Origin of the sequence: Rhizobium jaguaris, from assembly GCF_003627755.1 — a bacterium.
Classification (GTDB): Bacteria; Pseudomonadota; Alphaproteobacteria; order Rhizobiales; family Rhizobiaceae; genus Rhizobium; species Rhizobium jaguaris.
Genome location: NZ_CP032694.1, coordinates 3,917,679 through 3,932,152, shown reverse-complemented (window position 1 = coordinate 3,932,152; position 14,474 = coordinate 3,917,679). Strand labels below are relative to the sequence as shown.

The 14,474-nt window shown below is 60.1% G+C and carries 16 protein-coding genes; 13 read left to right on the top strand and 3 right to left on the bottom strand.

Going from position 1 to position 14,474, the window contains the following annotated elements; translation table 11 throughout:
* Nucleotides 1–239: 239 nt before the first annotated feature.
* Complete coding sequence (gene secA, locus CCGE525_RS19140; protein ID WP_120705664.1) at nt 240–2,960, bottom strand: preprotein translocase subunit SecA; 2,721 nt, start codon at nt 2,958–2,960, stop codon at nt 240–242.
* Between the two features lie 244 nt (nt 2,961–3,204).
* Here secA and CCGE525_RS19135 point away from each other — a divergent pair, with 244 nt between their 5' ends.
* From CCGE525_RS19135 to CCGE525_RS39860, 8 genes are all read left to right on the top strand, one after another.
* Nucleotides 3,205–4,107 (top strand): peptidylprolyl isomerase, encoded by a 903-nt coding sequence (locus tag CCGE525_RS19135; protein WP_120705663.1) that lies wholly within the window; start codon nt 3,205–3,207, stop codon nt 4,105–4,107.
* 175 nt (nt 4,108–4,282) lie between these two features.
* Nucleotides 4,283–5,524: a bifunctional glutamate N-acetyltransferase/amino-acid acetyltransferase ArgJ gene (gene argJ / locus CCGE525_RS19130; protein ID WP_120705662.1), complete on the top strand. Its 1,242-nt coding sequence runs from the start codon at nt 4,283–4,285 to the stop codon at nt 5,522–5,524.
* Nucleotides 5,505–6,314, top strand: a complete 810-nt coding sequence (locus CCGE525_RS19125) for a GNAT family N-acetyltransferase (RefSeq protein ID WP_120705661.1) — start codon at nt 5,505–5,507, stop codon at nt 6,312–6,314. Before argJ ends, CCGE525_RS19125 begins: the two co-directional genes overlap by 20 nt.
* Nucleotides 6,311–6,724: an 8-oxo-dGTP diphosphatase MutT gene (mutT, locus tag CCGE525_RS19120; RefSeq protein WP_120705660.1), complete on the top strand. Its 414-nt coding sequence runs from the start codon at nt 6,311–6,313 to the stop codon at nt 6,722–6,724. The genes CCGE525_RS19125 and mutT overlap by 4 nt, the downstream gene beginning before the upstream one ends.
* A 97-nt stretch (nt 6,725–6,821) precedes the next feature.
* Complete coding sequence (locus CCGE525_RS38365; protein WP_245472043.1) at nt 6,822–7,157, top strand: hypothetical protein; 336 nt, start codon at nt 6,822–6,824, stop codon at nt 7,155–7,157.
* A 159-nt stretch (nt 7,158–7,316) separates the two neighbouring features.
* A complete protein-coding gene (gene ltrA / locus CCGE525_RS19115; RefSeq protein WP_425375877.1) occupies nt 7,317–8,639 on the top strand; it encodes a group II intron reverse transcriptase/maturase in 1,323 nt (440 codons plus the stop codon).
* Nucleotides 8,640–9,007: 368 nt separating this feature from the next.
* Nucleotides 9,008–9,322 (top strand): hypothetical protein, encoded by a 315-nt coding sequence (locus tag CCGE525_RS19110; RefSeq protein WP_120705658.1) that lies wholly within the window; start codon nt 9,008–9,010, stop codon nt 9,320–9,322.
* A complete protein-coding gene (locus CCGE525_RS39860) occupies nt 9,300–9,683 on the top strand; it encodes a Flp family type IVb pilin (RefSeq protein WP_425375876.1) in 384 nt (127 codons plus the stop codon). The genes CCGE525_RS19110 and CCGE525_RS39860 overlap by 23 nt, the downstream gene beginning before the upstream one ends.
* A 36-nt stretch (nt 9,684–9,719) precedes the next feature.
* Here the strand turns inward: CCGE525_RS39860 and CCGE525_RS19100 are convergent, their stop codons facing one another.
* Nucleotides 9,720–10,604 carry a methyltransferase domain-containing protein gene (locus CCGE525_RS19100; protein WP_120705656.1) on the bottom strand — a complete coding sequence of 295 codons (885 nt, stop codon included), beginning with the start codon at nt 10,602–10,604 and terminating at the stop codon, nt 9,720–9,722.
* 97 nt (nt 10,605–10,701) lie between these two features.
* Between CCGE525_RS19100 and CCGE525_RS19095 the strand changes: the two genes are divergently transcribed.
* Genes CCGE525_RS19095 through CCGE525_RS19075 form a run of 5 tightly spaced genes read left to right on the top strand, consistent with a single transcriptional unit; the run spans nt 10,702 to nt 13,656 of the window.
* On the top strand, nt 10,702–11,478 hold the full coding sequence (locus CCGE525_RS19095) for a ComF family protein (protein ID WP_120705655.1): 777 nt from the start codon (nt 10,702–10,704) through the stop codon (nt 11,476–11,478).
* A gap of 29 nt (nt 11,479–11,507) precedes the next feature.
* Nucleotides 11,508–11,765 carry a glutaredoxin 3 gene (gene grxC / locus CCGE525_RS19090; protein WP_120705654.1) on the top strand — a complete coding sequence of 86 codons (258 nt, stop codon included), beginning with the start codon at nt 11,508–11,510 and terminating at the stop codon, nt 11,763–11,765.
* 24 nt (nt 11,766–11,789) lie between these two features.
* On the top strand, nt 11,790–12,647 hold the full coding sequence (locus tag CCGE525_RS19085; RefSeq protein ID WP_120705653.1) for a carbon-nitrogen hydrolase family protein: 858 nt from the start codon (nt 11,790–11,792) through the stop codon (nt 12,645–12,647).
* Entirely contained in the window at nt 12,644–13,072 is a 429-nt protein-coding gene (locus tag CCGE525_RS19080; protein ID WP_120705652.1) for a DUF1178 family protein, read from the top strand. The genes CCGE525_RS19085 and CCGE525_RS19080 overlap by 4 nt, the downstream gene beginning before the upstream one ends.
* Nucleotides 13,072–13,656, top strand: coding sequence for a DUF3291 domain-containing protein (locus tag CCGE525_RS19075; protein ID WP_120705651.1), 585 nt, complete (start codon nt 13,072–13,074; stop codon nt 13,654–13,656). Before CCGE525_RS19080 ends, CCGE525_RS19075 begins: the two co-directional genes overlap by 1 nt.
* A 39-nt stretch (nt 13,657–13,695) precedes the next feature.
* Here the strand turns inward: CCGE525_RS19075 and ubiG are convergent, their stop codons facing one another.
* Nucleotides 13,696–14,442 carry a bifunctional 2-polyprenyl-6-hydroxyphenol methylase/3-demethylubiquinol 3-O-methyltransferase UbiG gene (gene ubiG, locus CCGE525_RS19070; protein ID WP_120705650.1) on the bottom strand — a complete coding sequence of 249 codons (747 nt, stop codon included), beginning with the start codon at nt 14,440–14,442 and terminating at the stop codon, nt 13,696–13,698.
* Nucleotides 14,443–14,474: the final 32 nt, after the last annotated feature.

Genomic DNA, 14,474 nt, shown 5'->3' with positions numbered 1-14,474 from the left:
CGAACTCACCGCTGGACAAACGTCGGTCCGTCGCAACTGCGATATCCAGCGATTCAGCCAGCAACGTCCGCTTTCAGGAAGTGGTCATTGTCACTCGAATGGCTAAAATTGGCGCGAAGCGGCCTTCGATTGATCCGACCATGATGTCCTCTTCGTCGTGGTGGCATTTGGTGCATAAGACAGCAACAAAATGCCGCCCGAAGGCGGCATCTCATGGCTGATCCGGGGAGGGCGAAGCCTCAAACCACTTCGCTGCTCTCGAACGCCCCATGGCAATGCTTGTATTTCTTGCCGGAACCGCAGGGGCAGGCTTCGTTGCGGCCGACGCGGCCCCAGGTTGCCGGGTTCTGCGGATCGCGGTTTTCCGGGGCGACGACGTTTTCGTTGACGAGGCTGAGCGGTGCGAATTCGTCTTCACCGGTGGTGGCGTCGATATGGCGTGCCTGCATCGGCAGCGCCTGCGGCTCAGCGGGCTGCTGCACCAGCTCCACGCGCGACAACTGACCGGTGACGGCCTGGCGCAGATTGTTCAACAGCGACTGGAAGAGTTCGAAGGCTTCGGCCTTGTATTCCTGCAGCGGGTCGCGCTGGGCATAACCGCGGAAACCGATTACAGAACGCAGATGGTCGAGGTTGACGATGTGCTCGCGCCAGAGGTTGTCCAGCGTCTGCAGCACGATGGAGCGCTCGACATAGGTCATGATTTCGGGGCCGAAGCGCTCGGCCTTTTCTGCGGCGGCCTTATCGGCGGCTTCGGTCAGGCGGGCGCGGATATCGTCTTCGGCAATACCTTCTTCTTTGACCCAGTCATGCACGGGCATGTCCATGTCGAAGAAGTTGGCGATGCCAGCTTTCAGGCCGTCGGCATCCCACTGCTCGGCATAGGCCCGCTCCGGGATATGCTTGGAAACCAGATCCTCGATGACCTCGTGGCGCATGTCGCCGACGGTTTCGGAAAGATCCGTTGCGTCCATCAGTTCGACGCGCTGCTCGAAGATGACCTTGCGCTGATCGTTCAGCACGTCGTCGTACTTCAGAACGTTCTTGCGGATATCGAAGTTGCGGGCTTCGACCTTCTTCTGGGCGCGTTCCAACGCCTTGTTGATCCAGGGATGGACGATCGCTTCGCCTTCCTTGAGGCCGAGCTTCTGCAGCATGCCGTCCATGCGGTCGGAACCGAAGATGCGCATCAGGTCGTCCTGAAGCGACAGATAGAATTTCGAGCGGCCGGGGTCGCCCTGGCGGCCGGAACGGCCGCGCAATTGGTTGTCGATGCGGCGGCTTTCATGCCGTTCGGTGGCGATGACGTAGAGACCGCCGGCGGTGAGCGCCTGCTGCTTGAGCTTCTGGATCTCCTCGGCAATCCCCGCGATCGCTGCGTCGCGCTCCGCGCCGGGTTCCATCTCATTCAGGTCACGCTCGACGCGCATTTCGAGGTTGCCGCCGAGCTGGATGTCGGTACCGCGGCCGGCCATATTGGTGGCGATCGTGACGGCGCCGGGAACACCGGCCTGGGCGACGATATAGGCTTCCTGTTCGTGATAGCGGGCGTTCAGAACCTGGAAGTTGCTGAAACCCTGCTTGCGCATGCGGTCGGCAAGAAACTCCGACTTTTCGATCGAGGTCGTGCCGACGAGCACCGGCTGGCCACGCTTATGGGCGTCCAAAATCTCGGTGATGATCGCCTTATACTTCTCGTCGTGGGTGCGGTAGACCTCGTCGTCCTCGTCGATACGCTGGATCGGCAGGTTGGTCGGCACTTCGACCACGTCGAGGCCGTAGATGTTGCCGAATTCTTCCGCTTCCGTCGATGCCGTACCGGTCATGCCGGCGAGCTTGCCATACATGCGGAAATAATTCTGGAAGGTGATCTGCGCCAGCGTCTGGTTTTCCGGCTGGATCTGAACGTGTTCCTTGGCTTCGAGAGCCTGGTGCTGGCCGTCCGAATAGCGGCGGCCCGGCATCATGCGGCCGGTAAACTCGTCGATGATGACGACTTCGCCATTGCGGACGATATAGTCCTTGTCACGCTGGAAAAGCTTGTGTGCCTTCAAGGCATTGTTGACGTGATGGACGATCGCAACGTTTTCTATGTCATAGAGCGATTCGGCCTTCAGCAGACCGGCATCGCGCAGCATGTTTTCCAGCTTTTCGGTCCCGTCTTCGGAAAAGTTGGCCGAGCGCTGTTTTTCGTCGATTTCGTAATCGTCCTTCGACAGGCGCGGAATGAAGGCGTCGATCGTGGTATAGAGATCGGAACGGTCGTCGAGCGGACCGGAAATGATCAGCGGCGTGCGCGCTTCGTCGACGAGGATCGAGTCCACTTCGTCGACGATCGCGAAATTGTGACCGCGCTGCACCATCTGGCCGTGGTCGTATTTCATATTGTCGCGTAGGTAGTCGAAGCCGAGTTCGTTGTTGGTGCCATAGGTGATGTCGCAGGCGTAGGCGTCGCGGCGTTCTTCATCCGACAGGCCGTGGACGATAACGCCGGTGGTCATGCCGAGGAAGCCATAGATGCGGCCCATATGGCCGCTGTCGCGCTGCGCCAGGTAGTCGTTGACGGTGACGACATGAACACCCTTGCCGGCGAGGGCGTTCAAATAGACGGGCAGGGTCGCAACCAGCGTCTTGCCTTCGCCCGTCTTCATCTCGGAAATGGCATTCGAATGCAGGATCATGCCGCCGATGAGCTGCACGTCAAAAGGTCGCATGCCGAGAACGCGCCGGGACGCCTCGCGCACCACGGCAAAAGCGGGTACGAGGAGATCGTCCAGCGTCTTGCCGTCGGCGAGCTGCTGGCGGAATTCGACCGTCTTGGCGGCCAAGGCTTCATCAGACAAAGCGCGCATCTGTTCTTCGAGCGCGTTGATCGCAACGACATTCGGCTGGAATGACTTGACGCGGCGGTCGTTGGACGAGCCAAACAACTTTCGGGCAATTCCACCTAGGCTGACCATATGACTGGTCCTTTCTGAGATTTCATCCTGTCGTCTCTGCTTTATCCGTCTCCGAAAAAATCGGGAGTTTAGCATAAAACGCCCGGAAACTGTTCTAGACGCGAGGTTGCGTGACAGATAAGAGGGGGGTCGATTGATGTCAACGGGAATTGGCCGATACAGAAAGGCCACATTCTCTTGCTGAAGGCTTTTCCTGCCGGATTCACAACTGTTGAGCCGGTCGAGACCACCGAAAGGTTATTCTATGTTGAGCTACAACAAACTTGCTGCGGTTGCGTTCGCAACATTCGTCACCTTGCAGGCGCCGGTCTTTGCCGCTGACGCCAAAGACCCCGTTGTCGCCAAGGTTGGCGATGTCGAAATCCATCAGTCCGAACTTGATCTCGCGATCGCCAACCTCGACCCGCAGCTTGGCCAGCTTCCGGACGATCAGAAGAAGGTGGCAGCACTTTCGGCTTCGATCGACGTCAAGCTTCTCGCAAAGGATGCGGCTGCCGAAAAGCTCGACCAGACGCCGGACTTCCAGTCGCACATGGCCTATCTGCGCGACCGTGAGCTGCATAATGCCTATTTCAAGGCACATGTCGCAGATACGATCACGGACGCTGACGTCAAGGCTCGCTACGACAAGGAAGTCGCAGCACTGCCGAAGCAGGAAGAAGTCCATGCCCGCCACATCCTGGTGAAGACCGAGGATGAAGCCAAGGACATCATCAAGCAACTCGACGCCGGCAAGGATTTTGCCGAACTCGCCAAGGAAAAGTCGACGGACCCGAACAAGGCCGACGGCGGTGACCTCGGCTATTTCGCCCGTGGCCGCATGGTCAAGGAATTCGAAGACGCAGCCTTCGCGCTGCCGGTCGGTACCTACACCAAGACCCCGGTGAAGTCGGATTTCGGCTGGCACGTTATCAAGGTTGAAGACAAGCGCGACGCTCCGCCGCCGCCGTTCGACCAGGTGAAGGATCAGGTTCGTCAGCTCGTCATGCGCGACAAGTATCTTGATCTCCTGAACAAGGCCAAGCAGGAGTCGAAGGTCGTCATCAACGACCCGGCGCTGAGCAAGGCCTATGAGGATGCGCAGAAGCAGCAGGATCAGGCTCCGGCAGACGACGCAATCGTGCCTGAATCCCAGCCGCAGCAGTAAGCCATAGCAGTCAAAACCATCAGGGCCCGGTTTTTCCGGGCCCTTCACTGGAGTCGGATGATTATAGGTCGTATCGACCTAAAATCTGAATCCGCTCCAGAATCAAAGAAGCAGAGCATGATGTCATCCGAAAACCGCCTACACTTTTCGGCATCATGCTCGTTCAGGTGGCCTCATGTCCGGTTCCGTCTCTCCGCTCGCTCCCAAATCCTTTGTGTCCATGCCGGCATTGCGCGGCGTGCGTATGACCACGGCATCCGCCGGTATCAAATATAAGAACCGGACTGACGTCCTGCTCATGGTCTTCGACAAGCCGGCGGCCGTCGCAGGTGTCTTCACCCGCTCGAAGTGCCCATCAGCTCCCGTCGATTTCTGCCGGTCCAACCTGCCGCATGGCAGCGCCCGCGCCGTCGTCGTCAATTCCGGTAATGCCAATGCCTTCACCGGCCTCAAGGGCCGTCAGGCGACGGAACTCACCGCCAAGTCGGCCGCAGCTGCCGTTGGTTGCGGTGAAAGCGAAGTCTATCTCGCCTCGACCGGCGTCATCGGTGAGCCCCTGGATGCAACCAAGTTCGCCGGCGTGCTGGACACCATGGCAAAGGATGCGACCAGCGATTTCTGGTTCGAAGCCGCCAAGGCGATCATGACCACGGATACCTATCCGAAGGTCGCGACCCGCAGCGCCGAGATCGGTGGGGTCAAGGTCACGATCAACGGCATCGCCAAGGGCGCCGGCATGATCGCGCCGGATATGGCGACCATGCTCTCCTTCGTTGTCACCGACGCCGATATTTCTTCTGCCGCTCTGCAAGCTATGCTCTCCGAAGGCGTCGGCCCGAGCTTCAATTCGATGACGGTCGACAGCGACACTTCGACATCGGATACACTGATGCTGTTTGCCACCGGTGCTGCGGCTGCCGATGGCCAGGCCCATATCGAACGTGCCGACGATCCCAAGCTCGCTGCTTTCCGCACGGCGCTGAACGAGCTCCTTAAAGATCTCGCCATCCAGGTCGTTCGTGACGGCGAAGGTGCCACCAAGATGCTGGAAATCACCGTCACCGGCGCAGAGAATGATGCGGCCGCCAAGCGCATTGCGCTTTCGATCGCCAATTCGCCGCTGGTGAAGACCGCCGCTGCTGGCGAGGACGCCAATTGGGGCCGCGTCGTCATGGCCGTCGGCAAGGCCGGCGAAATGGCCGACCGCGACAAGCTCGCCATCTGGTTCGGCGATGTCCGCGTCGCCGTGAATGGCGAACGCGACGCCTCCTACTCCGAGGAGGCCGCCTCCAACGTGATGAAGCAGCAGGATATTCCTGTGAAAGTCGACCTGGGGCTCGGCAATGGCCGTGCGACGGTCTGGACCTGCGACCTCACCAAGGAATATGTTGCCATCAATGGCGACTACCGGAGCTGATATCCTTTCGATGCATGCGCAGTCCACAATGAACAAGCTGCCTTTGGTCCGCAGGCTCGAAGCGGTCGGCTTCCGGGCATGGCCGGCCTCGTCCGTGCAGTATGACGGCAGCTGGCAGGTGCGGTTGACGGCGGGCCATCCGTCGAAGCGGCTTAACAGTGTCGTGCCGCTCGATCCCTCCGATTATCGCGATCTGGACATCCGGCTCGCGAAGGCGCAGCGCAAGTTCGAAGCCTATGGCCGGCCGATGGTGGTGCGCGAAACGCCGCTGGCCTCGCCAATGCTGATCGAGCTGTTGCAGCACCAGGGCTGGACGCGGTTCGAAGAAACTATCGTCATGACTGCCGATCTGATCGATCTCGAACTGCCCGATACGCTCGATCATCTGCCGAGCCACGATATCGGCCGCTACGTCGATGCAAGCCTTTTGGTGGATAAAGCCGATCCCATGCTCAAGCCTGCCCTGGCGGAGGTTGTCAGCGGTATCAAGCCGCCGTCGGGTCTTTTCGTCATCGAAAATGACGAGGCCGGACCGGTGGCGACGACGCTTTGCGTGCAGGATAACGACCTCGCCGGCATCATGTCAGTGTCGGTGGTGGCCGAGCACCGGCGCAAGGGATTGGCGATCGAGATCCTGACGTCGGCGTTGCGCTGGGCGCGCATGCGCAGCGCAAGAACGGCCTGGCTTCAGGTCGGCGCGTTCAATGAACCGGCGCTGGCGCTCTATGCCCGTTTCGGTTTCCGCGAGGCCTATCGTTATTGCTACTGGCGCCCTGCGGGTGAGGCATGAGCGAAGCCGGTCGTAAGATCATTCTAGTCGCTGCCTGTGCGCTGATCGACACCGATGGCCGCATTCTCCTGGCGCAGCGGCCGGAGGGAAAGTCGCTTGCCGGGCTATGGGAATTTCCGGGCGGCAAGGTCGAGCCTGGCGAGACGCCTGAAGAGACTTTGGTGCGCGAGCTTCAGGAAGAGCTTGGCATCCAGACGAAGATCCCTTGCCTCGCACCACTGACCTTTGCCAGCCATACCTACGAGACCTTCCATCTGCTAATGCCGCTTTATGTCTGCCGGCGATACGAAGGAATCCCGCATGGCCGGGAAGGTCAGGCGCTGAAATGGGTACGGCCGCAGGCGCTGCGCGATTATCCGATGCCGCCGGCCGATGAGCCGCTGATTCCGTTCCTGCAGGATCTTCTCTAAGCATTCTGACCCATGACACCAAGCGTTCCGGCGATGGTAAACCGGATGCGAAGGCTATCTCAAATTAGTGCGCCGGGAGACCGGCAAGGAGTAGGTGGTGAAAGTCCACTACGACGAAGGAGTAGCGACCCACATCGGCCCCGAGCCGTGCGCAGGCATCCGCGAGGATGCCGGCGAAGCGTCGGCAGGGGAGCGCATAGGCCAGCCATTGAGCCACGAAAGGGATATCGTCCCGGATGCCGACGCCGTTAATTTAGCGGAAGGCGAAACGGACAAGCGCGATTTTTCGCGAGCGCCTGTTCCGATCTGGCGTGGTCTGAGACCCTGGCATGTGCGGAAGCTCCTTGTACGGGAACCGGGAGATCTCTGGATTGGCCAAACACCCCAAGACTACGGTGTGGATGGTCCGCAACGGGAAGGCGAGGAGCCGTAGCCGTTGATGCACGATCCAGAGAAGTCTGACTCCGGCATAGTAGCTGGGAAGCCGACGAACAAAGCCGGGCGACCGGTGGCGGAGTTGGTGGAGCCAAGGCCGGGGACCAAGGGGAATGCGGAACAGCAACACATGCACCGGACACAGAGCCGGGCTCGCATGTCCCAGGCGCTGGACCGCGTACGGCAAGCCGCAAGGCTGAGGAAGAAGGAACGGTTCACCGCGCTCTTCCACCATATCAATGTCGACACACTTCGGACGGCGTTCTACACGCTTAAGCGCAAGGCCGCTCCCGGGGTGGATGGCATGACATGGCAGGACTACGAGGCGGACCTTGAGCCTCGGCTCAGGGACCTGCACGAACGGGTCCATCGGGGAACGTACCGACCACAACCGTCTCGCCGGACATATATACCGAAGGCGGACGGGAAACAGCGGCCGCTAGCGATTGCAGCTCTGGAAGATAAGATCGTTCAGGGTACAACGGTCATGGTGCTCAATGCCATCTATGAAGGCGACTTCTGTGGGTTCTCCTACGGGTTCCGACCCGGAAGAGGGCCGCACGATGCATTGGATGCCTTGTACGTCGCAATCGACCGACGGAAGGTGAACTGGATCGTCGACGCCGACATCCAGAATTTCTTCGGGGCGGTCAGTCAGGAATGGCTGGTTCGCTTCGTCGAACACAGGATCGGCGACAAGCGCATCATCCGCCTGATCCGCAAATGGCTCAAGGCGGGCATCCTCGAAGACGGGATCGTGACTGTGGAGGACAGGGGAACGGGTCAAGGATCGGTGATTTCGCCGCTTCTGGCCAATATCTACCTGCACTACGTCTTCGACCTGTGGGCCCAGCGCTGGCGACAGCGTGAGGCTACCGGCGGTATGATCATCGTGCGCTATGCCGATGATGTGGTCGTTGGTTTCGAGCGCGAGGAGGATGCTCGTCACTTCCTCGATGCGATGCGCGCAAGGCTTGAGGAGTTCGCACTGTCGCTCCATCCGGACAAGACCCGCCTGATTGAGTTTGGTCGCTTTGCGGCGGTCGATCGCAAGAAGCGCGGGCTCGGCAAACCGGAGACTTTCGCATTCCTGGGATTTACCTTCATCTGCGGAAAATCGCGCAAAGGGCGCTTCCAGCTTAGGCGGAAGACCCGAAGCGACCGCATGCGGGCGAAGCTCAAGGACATCAAGGCGGAGCTGCGGCGTCGGATGCATCGGCCGATCCCCGAACAGGGGAAGTGGCTGAGGCAGGTCGTGACAGGTTATTTCGGCTATTATGCGGTGCCGACGAATGGCCGGGCGCTTTCGGCGTTCCGGCACCATGTGACCGATCTCTGGCGGCGAACGCTTCGGCGGCGCAGCCAACGAGACGGTTTCACCTGGGCCCGCATGACGAAACTGACCGACGACTGGCTCCCCAAACCGCGTATCCTTCACCCGTGGCCCAATGAGCGCTTCGCCGTCAGCCACCCAAGGTAGGAGCCGAGTGCTCGAATCGGGCTCGCTCGGATCTGAGCGGGGGGCGCCCAGTAATGGGCGTCCCTACCGCGAAAGGCACCTAAAGCGCTGCGCAGGTGCTTGAAGGGACGGCCACGCGGCAAGCGGCGCAATATTTCACGCGTCACGGTATCGTTATTGCAACTACCGCTTTCAAACGTTCCACCAACTAAACATGGTTAATCGAAATTAATCGCGTGATATCAATCAGTTAATGTCCGTCAAGTTCTGTTCCGCGAATCGACACATCTCTAATTTACATGTGGATATTAAGGGATCGTTTATGACCTTCTGGCATTGAATAATCTCAATCAAGCGGTTGGTGTGTGCGTTTAAGAAGGCTTGGCATTATGGACGACGATTTCTGGAAAGCTGTTCAGGAAAAAGAGCAGTCCTATTCCTCGTCGCGCAAGACGGGCGCGTTGAATATCGCCTTGCTGTTTGGAACGGCGGCGGTTGCGCTTTCGCTTATCCTGACGCCGATGCTTTCCGACAAGTCGAAGTCGAGCGTGCTTGCGAGCGCGCCTGATCTCGACAACATCACCACCGGCTCTATCCCGCAGATGGAAAACGGCAAACGTTACACCATACGCCGCAGCGTGCTGCAGCAGGAGCCCGGTTCGGTTTGTATCGTCCAAGGTTATGGCGCCGACAGCGGCTGCTGACCGTTACACTGGTAAAGCCTATCGGGTGCATGAAGGCGCCGGATACGCTCGTTTTCAGATGCTAGAGCGGTTCAGCGTTTTCACGGAATCGCTTTCCCGCTCTATTCCTTTGTTGTTACGCAATTCCGGACGGAAAACCGCTTCGCACTTTTCCTGGAATTGCTTTAGGAGCTTGAAGCGTATGCGTTCCGTACGGCGTTTTTTTCGTGACAAGACCGGCGCCACGGTCATCGAATATGGCCTGATTGCCGCGCTGATGTCGGTGGCGATCATCAGTGGCGTCGGCGCTTTCGGCAGCAGCCTGTCGGCGATGTTCAATTACATCTCGGATACGGTCACTAACTCGCCTGCGTCTAAATGACGTCGCTTCGAGGTGAGTGAACCGGGTTCCAGCTGCTTACTGTTTCAGCTTGTGTTCCTCGACTTTCAGCGCATCGGCGAGTCGCGCCTTGGCCGAGCCTGGCCGTAGCGGTTGCTGCTGGCTTTCGTGTGGCGTCCAGCCGGACGCGTAGATGATCGAGAAGGTCGCCCTTATCCTCCCATCGGGATCGGAATAGCGTTCGGCGTAGAGTTCGGCAGCGCGCAGGAAGAACGCGCGCGTCAGCGGCTTGCGGCTGCGGTCGGCCAGCGGATTTGTCATGCCCATGGCGCGCAGATCACGCATCAGCGCAAAAAGATTGTCGTAGCGCACCGTATAGGTCTCGGCGTCGATCACTGGCAAGGTGAACCCCGCACGCTGCAGCAGACCGCCGACGTCGCGAACATCGGCAAAGGGAATGACGCGCGGACTGGCGCCGCCGGTGAGCTCGATCTCGGTCGCGAGCAGCACGTCGCGCAGTTCCTGTAAAGTGCCGGAGCCGGGGATCGCGGCCAGAAACAGACCGTCGGCCTTCAGCGCCCGGCGCACTTGGATGAAGACGCCGGGCGTATCGTTGGTAACATGCAGGCTTAGCGGCGACAGAATGAGATTGACCGACTGCGCTTCTAGCGGCAGTTCCTCCAACGCGGCTTTGGTCAGATCCTCGCCGGGTGCGGCAAAACCGACCTCGCTTTCGATACGCCTGATATGGCCGATTTTGCCAGTCGCAAATGCCTCATGCGCCGCAATCCCGGTTGCGCCATGCAACTCGACCGCCTCGTCGAAATGCCGTTCGATGACGGCAAGCCGTTCGGCCAGTTCGCGGCCGGCGATTTCCAGAAGGAAAGCGGCCTTCTGGTCTCCCCCGGCAAGCGCACGGCGCCTGCGGGCGGCGAGCAGCGATTGGTCGAACACGATTTCCATGGCGATTTCCTGCAATCAAGACTGTCTTCGGCGGCTGCGTTGCGTGCGCCTGCTTTTCCCTTCGCAAAGGCGCCAGGAAAAAGCTAGTGTCAATCATATGGGGATGATGGGACGCGAAATCACGGCATCTATGTTACGGACCGGCTTGATAAAGCCGTGGTTGGCGCTGGCCGATCTCATCTATCCGCCGGCTTGCGCCGGTTGCGGCGTCTCGACGGGCGCGCATCGCAGCCTTTGCCCCGCCTGCTGGTCCGGCATTCGTTTCATCGAGCGGCCCTTTTGCGAGGTGCTGGGCAGTCCGTTTTCCCATGATCTCGGCACGGGGATTTTGAGCGCGGAGGCGATCGCCGATCCGCCTGTGTTCGACCGGCTGCGTTCGGCGGCAATTCATGACGGCGTCGTCCGTGATCTTGTGCTCGGATTGAAATATCGCGACCGCACCGATTTGGCGCCGATGATGGCCGGCTGGATGCTACGTGCCAGCGACGGCACGATTGCCGCCTGCGATGCCATCATTCCGGTGCCATTGCATCGGGCGCGGCTCTTCTCGCGCAAATATAACCAGGCGGCGGAACTTGCCCGTCATCTGGCGCGGCTTTCCGGCAAGCCAATGCTTGCCGCGACGCTGTTGCGCACGAAACGGACGAGCCAGCAGGTCGGTCTCGGCGCAAGGGCACGCCAGGACAATGTGCGTGGCGCATTCGCCATCGCGGAAGGTCGAGCCGGCGATGTTTTCGGCCGCCGCGTGGTGCTGATCGATGATGTCTACACGACCGGCGCGACGGTTGCCGCAGCGACGCGGGTCTTGAAAAAAGCCGGTGCGACGGATGTGACGGTTTTGACCTTTGCAAGGGCTGTCGGTGATCTTATATGACAGCAAAACTGTCTTTTCCGGAGTGGATCATGGCATCGGTTGTCATCTATACGCGTGAATTCTGTGGCTATTGCGCCCGGGCGAAATCCTTGCTCGACTCCAAGGGCGTGGACTACGTCGAACACAATGCCACCTATTCGCCCGAGCTACGCCAGGAGATGATTTCCAAGGCGAAGGGTCGTTCGACCTTCCCGCAGATTTTCATCAATGGCGAGCATGTCGGCGGATGTGATGATATTCATGCGCTCGACCGGGCCGGCAAGCTCGATACGCTGCTTGCCGCCTGAGTTGGACCAAACAGGGAGAGAACAATGACCTTCAAGGCCGCCGCCATTCAGATGTGCTCCGGTGTCGATCCGGTGAAGAACGCCGCCGATATGGCGCGGCTGGTCCGCGAGGCGGCAGCAAAGGGCGCCGTCTATGTGCAGACGCCGGAAATGACCGGGGCCGTACAGAAGGATCGGGCGGGTCTGCGCGCCGTGCTGCGCGACGAGGCAGATGATGTCATCGTCAAGACAGCCGCAGAGCTCGCTCAGGAACTCGGCATTCATGTGCACGTCGGCTCGACGGCGATTGCACTCGATGACGGCAAAATCGCCAATCGCGGCTTCCTTTTCGGTCCGGACGGCAAGTTGCTCAGCCGCTACGACAAGATCCACATGTTCGACGTCGATCTCGACAATGGCGAGAGCTGGCGCGAGAGTGCTGTCTATCGTCCTGGCTCCGAGGCGCGCATCGTGTCGTTGCCCTTCGCCGAGCTCGGTTTCTCCATTTGCTACGATGTGCGTTTTCCGCAGCTCTTCCGCGCGCAGGCGGTTGCCGGCGCGGAGGTAATGACGGTGCCTGCCGCCTTCACTAGGCAGACGGGCGAGGCGCACTGGGAAATCCTGCTCCGGGCGCGCGCCATCGAAAACGGCATGTTCGTCATTGCCGCCGCCCAGGCCGGCAGGCATGAAGACGGCCGCGAGACCTTCGGCCACTCGATGATCATAGATCCCTGGGGCGTGATACTGGCATCGGCCGGCGGTACGGGCGAAGCGGTTCTCATCGCCGAGATCGATATCGCCGCCGTCAAATCCGCTCACGACAAGATCCCTAACCTTAAAAATGCGCGCGAGTTTTCGCTGGAGAGGATCGCGACGCCGGCGGCTGGAGGCGTCGCTGCTTGATCCGTTATTCGCTGAGATGTGACAACGCCCATGAGTTCGAGGGCTGGTTTTCGGAGAGCGCCGATTTCGACCGACAGGTTGCAAGCGGTTTCCTGACCTGTCCCGTCTGCAATTCGAGTGCGATTTCCAAGCTTCTGATGGCGCCGTCGGTTTCCACCGCGCGCAAGAAGGAGGAGCTGCAGACGCTTGCAATGGATACGGCACGCAAGGAGGCGTTGACCAAGCTCAAGGAGGCCGTCGACGCCATCAAGGCCAATGCCGAGGACGTGGGTACGAAATTCCCGGAAGAGGCCCGCAAGATCCATTATGGCGAGGCGGACGCGAGGGGCATCATCGGCAAGGCGACGCCCGACGAGGCGCAGGCGCTGGTCGAGGAGGGCATTGAGATCGCCGCTATCCCGGTGTTGCCGGACGACATCAATTGATGCCGCGTGGCGGCAAACATCTCGCGATGTACAATTTCGGGCTGCATGTCGCGCCCTATGATAGCCCTGCGGTCGAAGGATTTCTCCTACGGGAAGCGGCAAATTTCGAGGCGGCCGCCCGCGCTCAGGGCTTCATTGGCCGCTCCGGCTACGACGGCGAACCGGACCTGCCATGCTGGGGCAAGCAGGTGTTCCCGCGTTTCATCGAAGGCAGCGGCTTTGCGACGGCGCCATCTTCGTTATCGCTCTGGGCCGATATCGAATCCCTGATGGCTTTCACCTATAACGGCGTTCACGCCGATGCGTTGAAGCATGCGCGGCACTGGAACGTGAAACAGCGTTGGCCGGCGTTGGTTCTGTGGTGGGTGGATGCCGCTGTCATTCCGGAATGGAAAGACGGTGTCGAGCGGCTGGAGCGGCTTCACGACGAAGGGGCGAGTTCGGTCGCCTTTTCGTTTAAGCAGCCCTACGCTGCCGGTGGTCATCCGACGACGATCGATCGCAGCAGAGTGAAGGAAATCGCGGCGAAAAATGCGATTGGCCAGGGTGATTTGCTGACGCATGTCTTGACGCTGAAAGCTTAGCGGACAAATCGCCGGCCTTCCTCCCGCGACAGGAATATCTCACCCCGCCCGCTTCGCCAGCAGCATGTAGTTCACATCCATATCCTTCGACAGATTCCATCGGTCCTGCAGCGGCGAATAGAAGACGCCAGTGCGGGCGATGATGTCGAGTCCGTTTGCGCCGAGCGGCTTCTCGATCTCCTCCGGGCGGACAAGCTTCTCATATTGATGCGTGCCGCGCGGCAGCCAGCGCAGGACGTTTTCGGCCGCGAAGATGGCCAGCGCCGCCGCTTTCATGGTCCGATTGATGGTGGCGATGAACATCAGGCCGCCGGGGCGCACCATCTTGGCGCAGGTCGAGAGGAAAAATTCGACATCGGCAACATGCTCGACCACTTCCATGTTCAGCACGATATCGAACGTTTCGTCGGCCTCCGCCAGTTGCTCGGCAGTGACAGCGCGATAGTCGACGGGAACGCCGGAGGCTTTCGCATGCGTCGAGGCGATGCCGATGTTCTTTTCGGAAGGATCGGCGCCGACGACCGAGGCGCCCATGCGTGCCACCGGCTCCGACAGCAATCCGCCGCCGCAGCCGATATCGAGCACCCGCAGGCCCTCGAGCGGCCGTGCACTCTTCGGATCTCGCCCGAAATTCTCGCAGGCGTGGTCTCGGATATAGGTCAGGCGTACCGGATTGAATTTGTGGAGCGGCTTGAACTTGCCGGTCGGGCTCCACCATTCCGCCGCCATTGCGGAAAAGCGGTCCACTTCGCTCTGGTCGATCGTGCTTTTCGCCGCTTCGGTCATGGTATCGCTCCTTGGTCCACGCCGCGCCATCC

What these genes read in the sequence shown, in the direction of transcription:
- mutT (WP_120705660.1), top strand. Translation starts at nt 6,311, where the DNA reads ATGAGCGAAGCCGGTCGTAAGATCATTCTAGTCGCTGCCTGTGCGCTG.
- CCGE525_RS19125 (WP_120705661.1), top strand. Translation starts at nt 5,505, where the DNA reads ATGGCGACTACCGGAGCTGATATCCTTTCGATGCATGCGCAGTCCACA.
- ltrA (WP_425375877.1), top strand. Translation starts at nt 7,317, where the DNA reads ATGTCCCAGGCGCTGGACCGCGTACGGCAAGCCGCAAGGCTGAGGAAG.
- CCGE525_RS19085 (WP_120705653.1), top strand. Translation starts at nt 11,790, where the DNA reads ATGACCTTCAAGGCCGCCGCCATTCAGATGTGCTCCGGTGTCGATCCG.
- CCGE525_RS19135 (WP_120705663.1), top strand. Translation starts at nt 3,205, where the DNA reads ATGTTGAGCTACAACAAACTTGCTGCGGTTGCGTTCGCAACATTCGTC.
- ubiG (WP_120705650.1), bottom strand. Translation starts at nt 14,442, where the DNA reads ATGACCGAAGCGGCGAAAAGCACGATCGACCAGAGCGAAGTGGACCGC.
- CCGE525_RS19095 (WP_120705655.1), top strand. Translation starts at nt 10,702, where the DNA reads ATGGGGATGATGGGACGCGAAATCACGGCATCTATGTTACGGACCGGC.
- argJ (WP_120705662.1), top strand. Translation starts at nt 4,283, where the DNA reads ATGTCCGGTTCCGTCTCTCCGCTCGCTCCCAAATCCTTTGTGTCCATG.
- CCGE525_RS19100 (WP_120705656.1), bottom strand. Translation starts at nt 10,604, where the DNA reads ATGGAAATCGTGTTCGACCAATCGCTGCTCGCCGCCCGCAGGCGCCGT.
- CCGE525_RS39860 (WP_425375876.1), top strand. Translation starts at nt 9,300, where the DNA reads ATGGCGCCGACAGCGGCTGCTGACCGTTACACTGGTAAAGCCTATCGG.
- CCGE525_RS19110 (WP_120705658.1), top strand. Translation starts at nt 9,008, where the DNA reads ATGGACGACGATTTCTGGAAAGCTGTTCAGGAAAAAGAGCAGTCCTAT.
- secA (WP_120705664.1), bottom strand. Translation starts at nt 2,960, where the DNA reads ATGGTCAGCCTAGGTGGAATTGCCCGAAAGTTGTTTGGCTCGTCCAAC.
- grxC (WP_120705654.1), top strand. Translation starts at nt 11,508, where the DNA reads ATGGCATCGGTTGTCATCTATACGCGTGAATTCTGTGGCTATTGCGCC.
- CCGE525_RS19075 (WP_120705651.1), top strand. Translation starts at nt 13,072, where the DNA reads ATGCCGCGTGGCGGCAAACATCTCGCGATGTACAATTTCGGGCTGCAT.